At 49.9% G+C, this 17,344-nt stretch carries 17 protein-coding genes; 12 read left to right on the top strand and 5 right to left on the bottom strand.

Annotated elements, in window-relative coordinates:
* The first annotated feature begins 11 nt into the window (after positions 1-11).
* From EGM51_16395 to nth, 4 genes are read left to right on the top strand one after another with little or no spacing between them, the layout of a single operon-like run.
* The gene (locus tag EGM51_16395; protein QBG48903.1) at positions 12-602 is read left to right on the top strand and encodes a hypothetical protein; all 591 of its coding nucleotides are present in this window, start codon (positions 12-14) and stop codon (positions 600-602) included.
* A gap of 54 nt (positions 603-656) precedes the next feature.
* Positions 657-1,445, top strand: coding sequence for an inositol monophosphatase (locus EGM51_16390; protein QBG48902.1), 789 nt, complete (start codon positions 657-659; stop codon positions 1,443-1,445).
* Positions 1,446-1,467: 22 nt separating this feature from the next.
* The gene (locus tag EGM51_16385; GenBank protein ID QBG48901.1) at positions 1,468-2,310 is read left to right on the top strand and encodes a class I SAM-dependent methyltransferase; all 843 of its coding nucleotides are present in this window, start codon (positions 1,468-1,470) and stop codon (positions 2,308-2,310) included.
* Positions 2,310-2,966 (top strand): endonuclease III, encoded by a 657-nt coding sequence (gene nth, locus EGM51_16380; GenBank protein ID QBG48900.1) that lies wholly within the window; start codon positions 2,310-2,312, stop codon positions 2,964-2,966. Before EGM51_16385 ends, nth begins: the two co-directional genes overlap by 1 nt.
* On the opposite strand, the gene EGM51_16375 is transcribed toward nth, so the two are convergent.
* From EGM51_16375 to EGM51_16360, 4 genes are all read right to left on the bottom strand, one after another.
* Entirely contained in the window at positions 2,963-3,691 is a 729-nt protein-coding gene (locus EGM51_16375; protein QBG48899.1) for a hypothetical protein, read from the bottom strand. The genes nth and EGM51_16375 overlap by 4 nt on opposite strands.
* Before the next feature lie 106 nt (positions 3,692-3,797).
* Positions 3,798-5,462: an adenine deaminase gene (gene ade / locus EGM51_16370; GenBank protein QBG48898.1), complete on the bottom strand. Its 1,665-nt coding sequence runs from the start codon at positions 5,460-5,462 to the stop codon at positions 3,798-3,800.
* 283 nt (positions 5,463-5,745) lie between these two features.
* A complete protein-coding gene (locus EGM51_16365) occupies positions 5,746-6,534 on the bottom strand; it encodes a hypothetical protein (GenBank protein ID QBG48897.1) in 789 nt (262 codons plus the stop codon).
* Positions 6,535-6,818: 284 nt separating this feature from the next.
* The gene (locus EGM51_16360; protein ID QBG48896.1) at positions 6,819-8,225 is read right to left on the bottom strand and encodes a hypothetical protein; all 1,407 of its coding nucleotides are present in this window, start codon (positions 8,223-8,225) and stop codon (positions 6,819-6,821) included.
* 346 nt (positions 8,226-8,571) lie between these two features.
* Here EGM51_16360 and EGM51_16355 point away from each other — a divergent pair, with 346 nt between their 5' ends.
* Both EGM51_16355 and EGM51_16350 read left to right on the top strand, forming a co-directional pair.
* Complete coding sequence (locus EGM51_16355; protein QBG48895.1) at positions 8,572-9,366, top strand: 4Fe-4S ferredoxin; 795 nt, start codon at positions 8,572-8,574, stop codon at positions 9,364-9,366.
* A 72-nt stretch (positions 9,367-9,438) separates the two neighbouring features.
* Positions 9,439-9,774: a cupin domain-containing protein gene (locus EGM51_16350; protein ID QBG48894.1), complete on the top strand. Its 336-nt coding sequence runs from the start codon at positions 9,439-9,441 to the stop codon at positions 9,772-9,774.
* A 69-nt stretch (positions 9,775-9,843) separates the two neighbouring features.
* Here EGM51_16350 and EGM51_16345 read toward each other — a convergent pair whose 3' ends face one another.
* Positions 9,844-10,494 carry a Crp/Fnr family transcriptional regulator gene (locus EGM51_16345; protein QBG48893.1) on the bottom strand — a complete coding sequence of 217 codons (651 nt, stop codon included), beginning with the start codon at positions 10,492-10,494 and terminating at the stop codon, positions 9,844-9,846.
* 133 nt (positions 10,495-10,627) lie between these two features.
* On the opposite strand from EGM51_16345, the gene EGM51_16340 reads away from it, so the two are divergent.
* From EGM51_16340 to EGM51_16315, 6 genes are all read left to right on the top strand, one after another.
* Positions 10,628-11,155 (top strand): hypothetical protein, encoded by a 528-nt coding sequence (locus tag EGM51_16340; GenBank protein ID QBG48892.1) that lies wholly within the window; start codon positions 10,628-10,630, stop codon positions 11,153-11,155.
* A 1-nt stretch (position 11,156) separates the two neighbouring features.
* Complete coding sequence (zupT, locus tag EGM51_16335; GenBank protein ID QBG48891.1) at positions 11,157-12,050, top strand: zinc transporter ZupT; 894 nt, start codon at positions 11,157-11,159, stop codon at positions 12,048-12,050.
* 192 nt (positions 12,051-12,242) lie between these two features.
* Positions 12,243-13,223 (top strand): porphobilinogen synthase, encoded by a 981-nt coding sequence (gene hemB / locus EGM51_16330; GenBank protein ID QBG48890.1) that lies wholly within the window; start codon positions 12,243-12,245, stop codon positions 13,221-13,223.
* Between the two features lie 39 nt (positions 13,224-13,262).
* Positions 13,263-14,480 carry an exonuclease subunit SbcD gene (gene sbcD, locus EGM51_16325; GenBank protein QBG48889.1) on the top strand — a complete coding sequence of 406 codons (1,218 nt, stop codon included), beginning with the start codon at positions 13,263-13,265 and terminating at the stop codon, positions 14,478-14,480.
* Positions 14,481-14,492: 12 nt separating this feature from the next.
* Entirely contained in the window at positions 14,493-14,723 is a 231-nt protein-coding gene (locus EGM51_16320) for a hypothetical protein (protein ID QBG48888.1), read from the top strand.
* A 30-nt stretch (positions 14,724-14,753) separates the two neighbouring features.
* Entirely contained in the window at positions 14,754-17,327 is a 2,574-nt protein-coding gene (locus EGM51_16315; protein QBG48887.1) for a hypothetical protein, read from the top strand.
* Positions 17,328-17,344 lie beyond the last annotated feature (17 nt).

Genomic DNA, 17,344 nt, shown 5'->3' with positions numbered 1-17,344 from the left:
AAGGAGGTTCTATGGATGACTTAATTCCGTTTTTCGTATTCATCATTATCGCGCTGATCAACCTTGCAAAGTTTATGATAGAACGCGGGGCGAAGGAACAACCGCCGCCGGCTGAGGGAGAGAACCTGCCTAAGCACCGCCCCTCTTCTCCGCTGGAGGATTTTTTTGGAGAACTCGCCAAGAAACTTGATCCCGTTGAAAGCCCGGCCGATCTGCCGGACCCGCCGGACGACTATGCAAAAACGGACTTTACCGCGGAACAGACTACTTATGAAGCGGCTCAGAAAGCCGAACCCGAAGACAAGTCATTGACAACCGAAAGCATCCCTGTGGCGGAACCGGCCGAGACTCACCCCTCTACAGAGGTGAAACTCGTTCACACCTCGCCTTTACAGTCAGCCATGAAGGCTATGCCGGTCATGAAATCCTCTTTTACTGCGGGCAATATACCCGCCATGCCGGTTATGCGAAGCAGCACCGCCGGCTCTATCCACTTTTCACTCAGCAAACCGGCGGAACTTCGGAAGGCGATACTCGCCAAAGTGGTGCTCGATCCTCCAAGGGCTTTCGATACTTCATTTGAACATACAGCCCGTCGCTGAGAGTTCCAAAGATTGGAAGTTGCCAATGCCTCCGGGGTTTAGCTTAATACCCGGATGAATACGTTATCTTTAACTGATCTCCTCGATGTTGCCGTAGCCGCAGCCAAAGCGGCAGGCGGGCATGCCTACAACAATAAAGCCCGTCGCACCGAAACCAACGAAACATTTGCACACGATATTAAGCTGGTACTCGACGTTGAAAGTCAGAAAAAGGCCGAAGCCGTCATTTCGGAAACCTTTCCGGAACACGGAATTCTCGGCGAGGAAGATGCTGCACCGAATCAGCTGAGTGATTACGAATGGATCATTGATCCCATTGACGGCACCATGAACTTTTCGCACGGCCTTGAATACTGGTGCTCATCCGTGGCCGTCCGGCATAAAGGAGAAGTGGTTGCCGGTTGCGTTTATGCTCCCGACTACGATGCCTGCTATACGGCTCATCGTGACGATACAGCCCGGCTGAACGGAGAACCGATCCGGACAGCCCAAACCCCCGCCCTGAAAAAAGCGCTGATCTTAACCGGACTGTCAAAAGAAATTGAAGTTAACCCGGATCTCTATTTCGGCCGTTTCCGGAAACTGACGCTGAACACAAAAAAACTGCGGCTGATGGGTGCCGCCGCGCTGGACCTCTGCCATGTGGCTGACGGTACTGCCGATGGTTTTTTCGAGGGCAGTATTTTTCTCTGGGACTATGCCGCCGCAACTCTGATCGTTGAACAGGCCGGAGGCGTTACCCGGGTTTTTCAGGATACGGAACCGGCCGGTTCCGCCACGGTAGTGGCTTCAAACCGGAATATCTTCGATGACCTGAAATCGATTTACACCGAACCCTGTTAATGCAGAATCACGGAATCCTCCCATGGCAAAGAAAAAAAAGAAGAGTAAAGCATTTCCTGATATTCACTGGCTCTACGAAGCTTCCGTTCAGAACGTGGACACCGATCTTGATTTCGGAGTACGGGTCTACCGTAAACACTGGAAGCGGAAACCGTTGACCGTACGCGAAGACTTCTGCGGGACAGCCAAACTGGCGGCACGCTGGGCCCAGCGGAATAAGCTGAATGAAGCCTGGGGAATTGATTTGCACAAACCTACGCTGGATTGGGGCATAAAGAACAATGTTTCCGGCCTGACCGAAAAACAGCGCAAACGGCTGCACCTCATTCATGGCGATGTCCTGGAGGAAACCACGCCGAAAGTCGATATAACCTTTGCGCTGAACTTTTCCTTCTGTGTCTTTAAAAAGCGCGAGGTACTGCGTGATTATTTCAAACGCGTCTGTAAATGCCTCAACAAAGAGGGCCTCTTTATTCTCGATATTTATGGCGGCACCGAAGCCATTATGGAAAAAGAGGATGATGTCCGGGAGATTCCCGGTCTGACCACCCCCGACGGACTGGAGATACCGGACTTTGAATACATCTGGGATCAGGCCTACTACAACCCGATCAACCACGACACCACCTGCCATATTCATTTCGACGTTCCGGGCTATGGCAGAATTGAAAAAGCATTCACCTATGAATGGCGCCTATGGACTCTTATGGAACTGCAGGAGGTTTTAATCGAAGCCGGCTTCTCAAAAGCCGAGGTCTATCTGCACGACTTCGATGACGATGGCGAATCCGATGAAATCTACCGCCTCCGTAAAACCTACGAAAACGTCCAGGGCTGGGTCTCCTATGTGGTGGGAGTGAAATAGTGAAAACACGAAAAGAACGTGCGGAATATATTGCCCGGAAACTCGACGAACTCTATCCGGAACTCCCGATCCCGCTGGATCATAAAGACGCCTATACCCTGCTGATTGCCGTACTGCTGTCGGCGCAATGTACCGATGCGCGGGTGAATATGGTAACGCCGGCCCTTTTCGCGTTAGCCGACAACCCGCACGATATGGCGAAACTGTCTGTAGAGAAAATTCTCGAAACCATCAAAACCTGCGGGCTGGCCAACAGTAAGGCAAAGAACATCAAGCGACTCTCCGAGATGCTTGTGGAAAAATATGACGGTGAGGTGCCGCGTACCTTTGAACAGCTGGAGGAACTTCCAGGGGTTGGACATAAAACCGCCAGCGTTGTCATGATTCATGCCTTCAAAATTCCGGCCTTTCCGGTCGATACCCACATTCATCGCCTCGCCCAGCGCTGGGGATTGACCAAAGGTAAAAATGTCGAGCAGACCGAAAGAGACTGTAAAAAACTATGGCCGCCGGAAGACTGGGAAAAACTGCACCTGCAGATCATCACCTACGGGCGCGAATACTGCACCGCCCGCGGCTGCGACGGCACCAAATGCGAAATCTGCCGCACCACCCATCCCAACCGCAAAAAGCCTTTCATCGCCAACAAAGCTTAGATTTGTTTCCGGAAGAGTTCCCGCCAGGGAAAAAAATAAACTGCGTAGACCACAGCATAGACCGCAAAATGGTCCAGCTTCATAAAATGAGCTCCTGCAAAAAAGAAAATCAGCAGGTGCATGCGAATAACATTTTTATAGGGCCCGATCATAAAATCAGCCCCTGATTTCTTCCTGGATTCGGAAGCCCCGTTTTTGCGCAACGCTTTAATATCCGTAATCCCCTGCGTTTTCTGCACAATATTCATAGCCCCCGCAACCGGCTTCAACAGATTTTTCCGTTCAGCAATCAGAGCGGGAATCAGAAAAACTCCGTATATCGGGAGCAGGGTCGAAAATGCTCCGGTCAGCAATCCGAACGGATTCATAAAAAAACCGGAAAATCCGCCCTCCGGCATTCCCGGAACCGGAAAAAAGGAGGCAAGAAATGCGGAGTGACCGGCATGAAACCCGCAGAAGTGAAACGAAAAAAAGGCGATAAAAAACAGCGCCACCGCACCACCGCCCAGAATGGCGGGAATTCTGTATTTCCGTTCGAATTCCCGGTGCGTCATCATATGAAGACCGATATAGATGCCGCTTCCAATCGTGACGAGAATCGTCAGATACCCCACCATTAAACTGCAAAACCACAAACTCCAGACCAGATCCCCCGTTTCCCATCGTAGAAAATAGGCCGCTGCCAGACCGATGGCAAAAGCCAGCAGATCGGGGATTATTCTCATCCAGATTGGGCGCTCCTCTTTCATACCAAAAAACATTAGCAGAATCTGCGCCGTTTTATTTTAAGAAACATCCCTACGTACAGTTCACTCGAAAACCGCCCCGGAATCAGGTACAAAGCGGAATATTGCGGAACTGTGCGACATCAAACAGTCCGTTATGGTTTATTTTAAGGGCGGGGATCACAGTCAGAGCCATGAAGGATGCCGTCATAAAGGGCGCGCCGATTGTACACCCCGCATGCACCACCTCAGCATTCAATTCCTGATAAAGCCGGCTGATTTCCTCTCCGGGCCGGTCGCTCATCAAGCCGTAAAAGGGCAGCGTGATTCCGGTTACGTCGCTTTCAGAGGCATAGCACAGCCCCCCTTTATGCTCAACAATCCAGCTCAATGCATTCACGATGCTTTGGTCGTCACCCCCTATCGCAAGCAAGTGATGGCTGTCGTGGGCGATACTTGCGGCAAGCGCACCTGATTTCAATCCGAAGCCCGTGATGAAACCGATTGCAGGCGGGGTATTTTCATAGCGGTCCAGCACCACAATCTTCAGAAGGTCCTTCTCCGTATCGGATACAATTTCAGCCCCGGGAACCACCGGTACGGTTTTCCAGCCGGTTAATAATTCACCGGGAACGGCCTTGATCACATTCATCGTTTCCGAAGACGCCGTCACTTTTATGGAATCCGTATCAGGAACAGCATCCCTGAATGTAAATTGAGGCGGGATCATCTTTCCCGGTTCGAACAGCACCCCGTTCTGATCAAAAACCTTAACCCCGTTTATATAGGTTTCCAGAACATTGAAATCCACCACATCATCAACCACAATGAAATCTGCGGGGTCGCCTTCGTTAAGCTGGCCAACGGGCAGTCCGTAATGCGGAACCGGATTTGCAGTTGCCACGGTCAAAACATCAAACAGATCGTATCCCCTGGCCACTGCACGGGACACAATTTTATTCATATGCCTCCGTTCCAGATCGTCGGGATGACAATCGTCGGTACAGATCATTACCGATTCGGGATATTGTGGGATCAACGCGGCAAGCGAGTCAAAATTACGCGCAGCACTCCCCTCCCTGATCTGGATTTTCTGACCTGATTCAATCTTGGCGAGTGCCTCTTCAAGCGTCGTGCATTCATGATCGGTCGAAATCCCCGACTGAACATATTTCCGCAGATCCTCTCCTTCCAGCCCCGGTGCATGGCCGTCGATGGGTTTGCCGGCGGCACGAGCGACCCGCAATTTAGCATGAACCTCATCGTCACCTCCAACAACACCGGGGAAATTCATCATCTCAGCCAGAAAATGGAAATCTTCCTCTGCCAGTAAACGTTCCACATCCGCTGCCGACAACACCGCCCCGCTCTTTTCAAGCGGTGAGGCCGGAACACACGATGGAACCCCGAAGAAGAAATACAGCGGAACGCTTTCCGCATTGCGAACCATAAACCGCACGCCGGCCTCACCCGCCACATTCGCTACCTCATGGGGATCCGCAACGACGGCAACGGTACCGTGTTTTACGGCCACCCGTGCAAATTGCGACGGGATCATCAGGGAACTTTCAATATGGACATGCGCATCGATAAAACCAGGCATAATGAAGGGCCCTGCAACACGATCATCCCGTATAATCGAATGAATTCTCCCCTGCTGAACCTCTATTCTGGCTCCGAACTTTTCCCTCGTTCCGGGACGGATCAGCACTCCCGAAACCGAAAAATGACCCCTCGATGATATTTTCCGAGAATAATCAGTATCAGACATAATTCCACCACCTTATTACAAACCGATAAATTCCATTTCACTTTTTATTGTGTGCTTTCCGGGCATGATTTTCCAGCTGTTCCAACAGCATACTTATTCGCCGCCCCCTCCGGATCCCACCGGGACTATACGCCCGAAAAATACGGAAATTTCCTTTTCCTGATGTTCATCACGGGCTGAGGATCATCTTTCCGACAACAGCTTTACTCGCATACAACACAGAAAACCTCATCATTCCATGTTGTGCCATCATCCCCTTGAACCACTTCCACAAGCCACAACCTTATTTCATACAGAAAACCAGCAGACCGGCCAATACCAGACAAAACAGGAACAAGACTCCCACCCCCATAATAACGCGCGGCGCCATATACTGTAGTTTTGCCACATAATGCACCGACTTTTCCGGGTCCTCCGTACAGAGCAGCACCTCGGTCGTTCCATCTTCGGCAATATATTTATCGGCCAGATTCACGTACTGACTCATAATTTTATAGGACCTGCCGCCATACTCAAATTTAACAGAAAGCGTGTCTTCCCGACGAAACTCCCCTCCCCGCGTAGACGTTGAACGGTGAATCCCGGTTATCTGCGCCGGCACATGCGGCCATTCATTTTCCATGCTGCGGCGAATCCCCTCCAAACGACGCCCGAAATAAATCATCGCAAAACTAGACAGAATGAAGACAGACAGCACCAAACCCGAAATAATGCCTAGTCCAGAGTCCGCCTGCGGATCCTCCCAATGCGACAGTTCCAGAATCTTTGCATTCAGCTTCGACTCAATCGGCGCAACCGGTGCACCCGATTTTTCAGCCTGTGCCTGCTGCAGCATCAGGGTCTGAATATCGTCCAGCTTCTGCAAATATTCCTGATCCTCCGCACTGAACGACTGAATTTCAAAAACCTGCCTATCCCCGTCGGCAAACTCAATTTCAACCACGCCTTGCGAACTGGACAGCCGTTGCACCGTCCCCTCGAATGAGCGATCCCCCAGCGTGAACACATGATCCGCCTGAGCCGCAAAAATCATCCCCCCGAAAAGTGCAACCCCTAGAAAAAAAATACGCATCCTCTTCATCCTTTCATCACATCCCCTGCGCCCGTCACCGACACACCGGTACCGATAACGTACAAATGGTTTCGCACCGTTGAATAAGAGGTCTTCAGTAAAAAAGGGACCCCTCCGGTCATTCCACCTCAGCAGCGACGATGTATGCTGAGCGGTTTTTCAGATCGCCTACTTCAGACCGAAGAGTCGTTCCATGTTAAGGTGTCCCTGATTCCTGAGAAAAACGCTGCCAGATTTCGTCATGACGAATAGATCTCCGTGCCCGAAGCATTTAAATTCACTCGCTATTCAGAAACGTTTTTAAATTCAATAAGCTCCGGATCGTTCTTTCCATCATAACGCCAAAGACAGTTTTTATATTCAGTATTACTACCTACAAAATACAAATGCGCTTTATATTTGAAAGTGACATTATTCCGGTTAATTTCCATGGGTTTATCCAAAAACGTGATGTCTTCAAGCTCTTGGGTTTCAGGATTAAAACGCTGCAGCACAGACCTGATCATACCTTTAATTTTTAGAAATTTACCAATAATCAGATTGCCCTGAAAAGAGGCAACAAGGTCTCTTACCTCGATATCATTCTCTGCAAACGCCTCCGTCACATCTCCGAATACGTTTTCATTCTTATAGTAGAGCACCTTGGACTCAAAGGATTTCGACTTTGCATTAAAATAAACCGTGTTGCCTATCGATTTAAGATCATCGCTTATTTTATATACCTGCATATACTCAGGTAGTGATTGCTCATTTTTTATGGTCCGGCAATCATTCTCAATACGCAGGAATGTGCCATATAAATTTTCTACAAGAAAAACACCATTTTCTATTTTAGCCCAGCGTCCGACTCTGAATCTTTCAGGAAAATCCCAACTTTTATATCCCCCATTCTGTTTAAGAATATACGGGCATCCATGAACTGTAATACAGAGATTACCATCAATTACGGGCAAAGTATGGGCACGACCGTAAGGAATACCATCCCGAATAAAATTGGGATAAAAAGGATTACACTCCACTAAGAATTTGAGGGACCCGTTTTCGTCTGCCGCAAACAAACCTTCTACATTATTATCGGCGACAGCACTGAAAACCAGGCCGTAATTTTCCCATGTGGTGAGGTGGTTAACCTTGGTTACACCATCAATAACCAAAGGGCCTTCTGTAAAACTGTATTGAAATAATCTGTTTGATATACGGCCATTACTGAATGAAAAGTATAGTTTATTATCGGCTACGGCCAATGAGCTGATACCCCGGACATGGTTGCCGTACTCGTCGCCTGTATCAAATTTTAATTCCGATTGGCCCTGTGCCTCCATCGCCTCAAAATCCGAGACCCCGATTAGTTTGTTCAGCGAATTATCGCCATCAAACTCCCACAGCTCATTACAATACGTACTGCCGTTCAATATAAGATATAGCTTTCCATTCAACTCAACCACATCGTTAATCTGAATACCGTAATCAATTCGGTCAGTGACCGCTAAGGCTTTGTAACGTTTTGCAATACGGGAAGCGGCCGATTCTGCTTCGGAGGGCAGAGGCGGCGGGGGTACAAATTCCCTTCGTCCTGACTGCTCTCCTAATTCATCATTATTTTCCGATTCCCTGCTTTGTTTGATGTTCAATACCGAACAGCCACTTAATGATATTAAACAAAGCGTTATAATAAATAGTTGTCTCTTCATTTCCGGCCACTTAACTGATTTTAAAATTTATCTACTCACCACCCCGGGCTGAATAACCGCAATATGGGTACTTTATTATTATATTTTATTCCATAAGAATTTCCTCTTAAATAATTTTACTACAAACTTAAAAACGGAAACCCGTCCCGAATGACAGCAGTTTGAGGGGAGAAGTGAACTCATTCTTTAAACCACTCGGCAGCCAGTGATCCGGTCGCAAAAGTTTCGCATAAAAATCTGCACAGAACCGTAAATTAAGAGAAATGCCCTTTTCTTGATGCTCATCAAGGGCAGTGGAGCATCTTTCCGGCAGGATACGTCCACAATTTGAAATGAGGAATGAGCCATGAAACGAAAAATCATCGAAATCGACGAAGACCTCTGCAACGGATGCGGAGAATGTATTGTAGGCTGTGCGGAAGGTGCACTGCAGCTGGTAAACGGCAAAGCCAGAATGGTGAAGGAGGATTTCTGCGACGGCTTCGGCGACTGCATCGGAACCTGCCCCACCGGGGCGTTGCAGATTGTCGAGCGCGAGGCCGCCGCCTATGATATTGAAGCCACCCGTGAACATGTGGCCCAAATGGGCGAAGAAGCCCTGAAAAAATTTGATGAAGCCAACGCGGAACACGAAGCCAAAGAACAGACTGCGGCCAAACCCGCCGGCGGCTGCCCGGGGCTTAAAATGCGTTTCGGAAATAAAACGACTTCGGAAAAACCCAAAACGGCGGAAACCGAAGTGACCGGACAGGTAATCCGCTCCGATCTCGATCAATGGCCGATCCAGCTGCATCTGGTTCAGCCGCAGGCTCCTTTTTTTGCGGACAAAGAACTGGTGGTGCTGAGTACCTGTTCGCCGGTTGCTTCGCCGGATGTACACTGGCGCTATGTCCGAGGACGCGCACTGGTGGTCGCCTGCCCGAAACTGGACCGCACCGAAGGTTATGTTGAAAAGCTCTCCCGGATTATGGCGCAGAATGCGATTCCAAAAGTCATTATTGTCCGTATGGAAGTTCCGTGCTGCGGCGGTTTAACCGCCATTACTCAGCAGGCCCATGCGCTGAGTGGCCGCTCTGACCTTGAAATCGAAGAAGTCACCATCGGCCTCGACGGCGAACTGCTCGCAGTAAAACAACTTTAGTGTATAAGTGCTTCCGGGTTAAAAGGTCTCAACGACCTTTCAACCTTCACCCCCTCAACCGGAGCAAATAAAATGAGCGACGAATATAAAGGCAGACCCCTGAACCTCAAAAATGAAATCTCCTACGCCGACGGCGCCGTCATCAGCAAAATGCTGCTGAAAAAAGAAACCGGCAACATCACCCTCTTCTCCTTCGACAAAGGACAGGGCCTCAGCGAACACACTTCCCCGTTCGACGCCGTCGTACAGGTAGTCGAAGGCGAAGGCGCCTTTATCATCGACGGCAACCTGAAAACGGTTAAAGAAGGCGAAATGATCATTATGCCGGCCAACATCCCGCACGACGTGCAGGCCGCTGAACAACCCTTTAAAATGCTGCTGACGATGATCCGGTCCCAAAACAGCTAACCGCTTTCAGCCAACAGATCACGGCTTTTTTGCTCAGCTGTCGGCTGACCGCTTAAGACTGCACGCTTTTCAGTCCAGCCACTTCCACGGATTAGAGAGCATCCGGATTTCCCGCCCCTTCCAGCAGATAATTTCGTCTTCAGTCAACCGCTGAATCAGACGCGATAAACTTTCGGGCGTAGTCCCGATTCCGGCTGCGATATCCTTTTTAGACAGCGGCGTATGGATCAGCTCTTTTTCGCCATACTGGTCCCTCAGGAACGTGAAAAAGCGATATTCCACGTCTTTGGTCGTCAGCTCCTGAATGCGCTCGGTCAGATAGCGCTGCTTCATCATGAGCTGGGCAATAAAATCGCTGCGGAAATCCTGCTGTGCCAACAGACGGTGAATACCGTCCTTCGGAAAAACCAAAACCTCAACCGGCGTCACCGCCCGCGCTGAAACCGGAAAACAATCGGCCTCGAACAGCACAACCTCGGCAAAAATTTCGCCGGGTTTCACCACACGGATGACCACCTCCCGGCCGTCGTCCGTATTTTTATGCAGTTGCACATTTCCATCGATAAGCAGAAACATACTTTTCCCGGTTTCACCTTCGTGAAAAAGATAGTCCCGTTTCTTCAGCTTTCTCAACGAGCAGATGCGCGCCAGTTCGGTATGATGCTCTCCGTTCAACCCTTTGAAAAAAGAGGCGTTTTTAATCAGCAGTTCAATTTCCATAACTGCCAGTCTGTATGCCGGGCTTAATGCATGCAATGGCCAAATATCGGAAATAGCAGAAACGAATATCTTCAATTCCGGATTCTTTTTTCCTGATTTTGGTTATAGGGTTTCAACCGCTTTTGGAGATTTCATGTTTCTGTTTGGGAAAAAAGAAGAAACCTGCGTCCGGATTCCGCTGGAAGCCAAAGGGCGGTTATACGTCAGCCCTATGCCGTTCGGCCCGTACGACCCGGGAAATGCACTGCTGAAAATTTACAAACGTCATCACATTCAGTTTGTGGTGATGCTGGTGACCGATGCGGAGCTGGCCCGGAAAGCCAAAAAAAACGTTCTTAAAATCTACCATGAAAACGGAATCGAACCAATCCGTTTTCCCATAGCCGACTACACCAGCCCGGAACTTCATGAATTATCCAGGGTGGTCGACAAAGTAAGCGGCTATCTCCGGGCCGGAGCCAATGTGGCTGTACACTGCAACGCCGGTGTCGGCCGCACCGGTGTCATGACCGGCTGTATTGTCCGTGATTTTATGGGTATTGACGCCGAAGAAGCCCGCACCTATATCCGGCAGTTTATGCAGACAAACATGACCGATGAACAGCGCCGGCTTATGGCCCGGTTTACACCACTTGCAGAACGTCTGAACAGGGAAAGCTAAAATGAATAATGTCTGGTTTGCAATGGGGTTAACCCTCTTCGCCGGTATGGCCACCGGCATCGGCAGCGCGCTGGCATTCCTTGCCAAACGGACCAATTACCGCTTTCTCTCCATCGCCACCGGTTTTTCCGCCGGGGTTATGCTCTACGTCTCCTTCGTTGAAATTTTCATCAAAGGCGTTGATTCCCTTGTCAAATCCTATGGCGATCCACTGGGCCACTGGATCAACTGCGCCTCCTTCTTCGGCGGCATGGCGCTCATCGGCATTATTGACGCGCTGATTCCCCACGCGGAAAATCCGCACGAAATCCATACCGAATACGAAACCAAACCCCTCCACGACCCTGATGCCCCGATGCCCTCATCCGAAGAACTCGAGATGAAAACCATTGCGGAAGAAGAGGCCCAGATCAAACACAACGCCAAACTGATGCGCATGGGACTCTTCACCGCGCTGGCCATTGCCATTCACAACTTCCCGGAAGGCCTCGCCACTTTTCTGGCAGCCCTGGACAACCCCACCCTGGGTATTCCCATCGCCATCGCCATCGCCCTGCACAATATCCCTGAAGGTATAAGCGTATCCGTTCCGATTTTCTATGCCACCGGCGACCGCAAAAAAGCCTTCATATACTCCTTCCTCTCCGGACTCGCCGAACCGGTAGGCGCACTGATTGCCTATTTTGCCATCCGCTTCTTTGTCGGCGGAGAATCCGGCGTCATTCCGCCGCAGATTATGGGCGTTCTATTCGGCGGCGTAGCCGGCATTATGGTCTACATCAGCCTCGACGAACTCCTGCCCACCAGCCGTGCCTACGGAAAAGGCCACGACTCCCTCTTCGGGCTCGTCGCCGGTATGGCCATCATGGCGCTGAGCCTGCTGCTCATGCGCTGACTCCTCCAATGCTCACTCCCGGGAGCCCCTTACACCTAAAATATATCATCCAACCACTACGATCGTGGCAGCTGAATGATATACATAACAACCTCGGTTTTGCTTCACGGCGCAGATAAAAACCCGTACATTTGATGGACTGAACTCGAGAGCGCCGCTCCGCCGTTTTCCACGAAATCAATTGAGGTAAATATGTTCCCCGAAGTTAGACTCAGACGTCTTCGTAAATCAGCAGGCATCCGCAAAATGCTGGACCTTCCCCTACCCGGCCCCGAAAAATTTATGTGGCCGACCTTCGTCATCGACGGTGAAGGCAAACGCGAAGCCATCGAATCCATGCCTGGACAATACCGGCTCAGCATTGATCAGCTTTTAAAAGAACTCGAACCCCTGGCCGATGCAGGCATCGGCAGCGTACTGCTCTTCGGTTTGGCCGAGGATTCCGAAAAAGATGCCGTCGGATCGGAAGCCTTTAATGAAAACGGTACTGTCCAGCGCGCCATTACCGCCGTCAAAAAGGAGTTCCCCGACCTCGTTGTTGCGGCTGATGCCTGCGTCTGCGCCTACACCGAGCACGGCCACTGCGGCCCCCTGACCGCTTCCGGTGATGTGGATAACGATGCCGCCATCGCCAACCTCGCCAGAATCTGTGTTTCCCAGGCCGCCGCCGGCGCCGATATTGTCGCTCCGAGCGCCATGATGGACGGTCAGGTGCTGGCCATCCGTGAAGGCCTTGATGAGGCCGGTCTGACCGATACCATCCTCATGAGCTATTCCACCAAATTTGCCTCCTCCATGTACGGTCCCTTCCGCGATGCCGAAAAATCGCAACCCGGCAAAGGCGACCGAAAAGGTTATCAGGCCTCGTTCGGCGACCTCCGTACCGCACTGCGCGAATCGGAACTCGATGAAATGGAAGGGGCCGACATGCTCATGATCAAACCGTCCATTTTCTACCTCGATATCCTCGCCAGAATGCGCGAAGCCACCGATCTGCCGATTGCGGCCTACAATGTCAGCGGCGAATATTCCATGCTCCACGCCACCGCCCAGCGCGGCTGGGGCGACCTCAAAGCCATGGTTCAGGAATCCACCCTTGCCCTCACCCGCGCCGGCGCCGACATTCTCATTTCCTACTGGGCCAACCAGTACAATGAACTGTTCCGCGATTAAGGATTGGATTCAGGAAGTTTCATCCTCCAGAATGGAAGAATGAAACTATTCCACACCTCCGACTGGCACCTCGGCCGTTCACTCTACGGCCGGGGGCGGTATGACGAATTCACCGCTTTTCTGAACTGGCTCGCCGAACAGATCGAACAGCGCAACGTCGATCTCCTGATCATCGCAGGCGATATTTTCGACACCACCGCCCCGAGCAACCGGGCCCAGGAACTCTACTATTCCTTCCTCTGCCGCATCGGAAAATCGGCCTGCCATTACGTCGTTGTGATTGGCGGCAACCACGATTCCCCCTCCTTTCTAAATGCTCCCAAAGCCGTATTGCAGGCCCTCAACGTCCACGTAGTCGGCGCCGCCGATCCGGAAAACGAACTGCTGATCTGCCGCGACGCCGTAGGAAATCCCGAAGCCGTCGTCTGCGCCGTCTCCTACCTGCGCGACCGCGATATCCGCCGCTCCGAAGCCGGGGAATCGATCGACGACAAACGTGCAAAACTCGCCGAAGGCTTCCGAGCCCACTATCACGAAATCGGCGAACGCGCCGAAGCCGCGCGCGGCAACCTGAATATTCCCATCATTGGAACCGGACACTGCTTTGCCGCCGGCGGAACAACCCTCGCCGATGACGGCGTGCGCGATCTCAACGTCGGTTCGCTTGACCACATTGAAGCCTCCGCTTTTCCTGCCTGTTTCGACTACCTCGCCCTCGGTCACCTCCACGTTCCGCAGAACGTCGCCGGCTCCGAAACAATGCGCTACTGCGGCTCCCCCATTCCCATGGGCTTCGGCGAAGCCGGACAACAGAAACTCGTCCTCGAAATCGATTTCACAGGCCGCGCCCCAACCGTCACCGAAATCCCCATCCCCACTTTCCAACCCTTGGAACGGATCAGCGGCGAGCTCGATGAAATCCACGAAACTTTGAAACAGCTCAAACTCAAAGGTTCCAACGCCTGGCTCGAAATTGAATATACCGGCAATGACGTCGTCCCCGATCTGCGCGACCAGGTCGAAACCGCCATCGAAGGGTCCAGCCTTGAAATCCGCCGCATCAAAAACCGGCGCGTCATCGACCGTATCCTCCAGCGCACCGACACCGCCGAAACCCTCGACGACCTCGAACCCGCCGACGTCTTTGCCCGCTGCCTCGAAACCCACGAAATTCCCGACACCCAGCGCCCCGCCCTCACCGCCGCCTACACCGAAATCCTCCAAACCCTGAACGAAGCCGATCCCCACGCTGAATAATGAGGAAAACCCATGAATGAAAAAGAGAGAAAAGAAAGCGGCGAACTGAAACGAAATGCAACTGTTTCCTATTTGGAAACAGCTCAACAAAAGGGTTCTCGGCAGATAAAGCGAGAAGTCGAATTCTTCAACTCTGATGCCATCAGTAAACACTCTTCCGCACAAAGCATCTATCTGAAAACCGATACGAGAAATACCACATCGTTCAGAACCGGCTGTTTGAATTCGAACCAGATCAACTGATAAAAATTTGGAATACAAGGACGCTTAACCATGAATAAAAATACTACCTCTGTTAGAGAGTGGCTAAGAAAAAGACCGAAATGGCTACAATTAGCAACAAAGAGAATCTTAGAAACAGGCGATCTGAATGACGGTATAATTTCTGAGCTGACAGCCTTATGCAAAAAAGAAGCTAATAATGCATTCCCTGATATCGATTATAGTATTCCTACTCATGCTTTTGATGCACATGATTCTGAAGAAATACGTTTATGTTCAATCAGTGAAGTTACTGGAGTAAACAAACTGGCACCCCGCAAACCTCTTGATTTAGGTAATAGTGATATTGCTGTTATTTACGGTCAAAACGGCTCAGGTAAATCAGGTTATATAAGGCTTCTCAAACATATTTGTGGAGCCCGCGACTGCATTCGCGGCCCACTGCACCACAACGTATTTTCGACTGAAAAAACGGTTCAGAAAGCCAAGGTTTCATTTCTAAAAAACAATAGTCCTGTGGAACATGAATGGGATGGATCGGGAGTCTGTGATGCCCTTTGTTCTGTTGATATTTTTGACTCATCGTTTGGCCGGGTATTTATGGAAAACGAAGATGAGGTCAGTTATGAACCTCCCGTTTTGTCTTTTTTCAGCAGGCTGATTGATGTTTGTGAAAAAGTTGCGGCAAAGCTCGATGCAGAAGCAGGTTCGTTAGAATCAAAACTGCCGAGAATCCCAAATGATCTCCTCGGCTCCACCGGAGCGGCTTGGTTTGAAAAACTTAGCGCCAAAACAACAACTGATGACGTTGACTCCCATTGCTCTTTCTCGTCGGAAAATGAAATAGAACTTGAGGATCTTCAAAAAAGAATTTCAGTGACATCGCCGGCTGACAAAGCGAAGCAATTCAGGACGAAAAAAAGCCATGCTGATGGCCTTGTTAAGGATGTGCAGGCTTATCTCAGCCAACTGTCTGATGAGAATTGCAAAAGGATCATCGCAGCAAAAAAGAAATCCATTCTGAAAAAGTCAGCCGCTGAAGCAGCGGCAAAAGATGTTTTCAGTGGTGCAAAACTCGGAGGCGTTGGATCTGATGTCTGGAAAGAGCTATGGTGTGCCGCACGAAAATATTCCGAAGAAGTGGCATACACTGGACAGGAGTTTCCCCATGTCCAAGATGATTCTGTTTGTGTACTTTGCCATCAACCTTTATCCGAGGAAACCAAACAACGGTTCATCTCTTTTGAATCGTACATAAAAGGTGAAACACAAAAACAGGCCACAGAAGCAGCCAGAGAGGCCAAACAGGCAATTGATGGTCTGCCAGATATCCCCAGCATTGAAGTATTAAATACCAAAATTGATGCTGCTGGGATTGAGAATCAGGACATCATCAAGGCTTTGAATGATACAATCACCTCCCTCCAAGACAGAAAAATCAAAGTGTCGTCATTTGACTCAATAGATGAGCTGGGTACCAGCAGCCAATCCCCTGAGTGGCTTGAAAAAATATGGCGAATTTCACAAGGTTATGAAAAGAACGCCAAGAAATATGAGGAAGATGCAGAAAAGGATAATCGAGTTGAACTGCAAACCAAATTAAAGAACCTTCAAACAAAGAAGTGGCTCGCTGAACATAAAACAGCCATTCAGGAAGAGGTCAATCGCCTGCAGTCACTCGAACGACTCAAAGAGGCCAAAAAGAAAACCAACTCCAGAGCCTTATCCACGAAAAAGGGAGAGTTGGCAGAGACACTTATTACGGATGCTTTTGTTCAGCGGTTTAACGACGAGCTCAAAGCCTTAGGGGCATCTCGACTCAAGGTAAAGCTAATCAAATCCAAGGTTTCAAAAGGTAAGGTCCTCCACACACTTCAGCTGGACGGAGCCGCCCACAACCTGAATGAAGTTCTAAGTGAAGGTGAGAATCGTATCGTATCAATTGCGGCGTTTCTTGCTGATGTTACAGGCAGAACCTATCCGGCTCCATTTGTATTTGATGACCCTATCTCATCACTTGATCAGGATTATGAAGAGGCGGTTGTTCAACGTCTCTGCGCTATTGCCTCCGAACAACAAATTATCATATTCACCCATAGGCTATCGCTTTTAACCATGGTTCAATTATATGCCGGAAAGGTTGAAATTAAGCCCGAGATAATATGTATCCGAGAAGAACCGTGGGGAACAGGCGAACCGGGAGACACTCCATTTTTTGCTAAGAAGCCCGACTCAGCTTTAAAGCAACTCATCAATGATCGCCTTTCAAAAGCAAAGAAGCTCCTGAATGAACACGGGAAAGAAGTTTATGAGCCCTATGCAAAATCTTTGTGTAGTGATTTTAGAGATCTGTTAGAGAGGATGATCGAAGTAGAGTTAATGGGCGATATTGTTCAGAGGTATAGACGGGAAGTACATACAAAGAAAATAGCAGGTTTAGCCAAAATATCTGAAGCTGACTGTAAATATTTTGATGATTTGATGACAAAGTATTCAAGGTATGTGCATCCCCAGCCAATAGAAGCTCCTGTTCGCCTACCAGAACCAGAAGAGCTTGAAGCTGACTTTGCCGCATTAAAAGACTGGCAAGCTAAGTTCAAAAAACGCCCAATTCCCGTAAAGTGAACAATGGAGAAACCATC

The sequence above is a fragment of the Verrucomicrobia bacterium S94 genome (assembly GCA_004299845.1).
GTDB lineage: Bacteria > Verrucomicrobiota > Kiritimatiellia > Kiritimatiellales > Pontiellaceae > Pontiella.
This window is presented reverse-complemented; position numbering and strand designations above follow the sequence as displayed.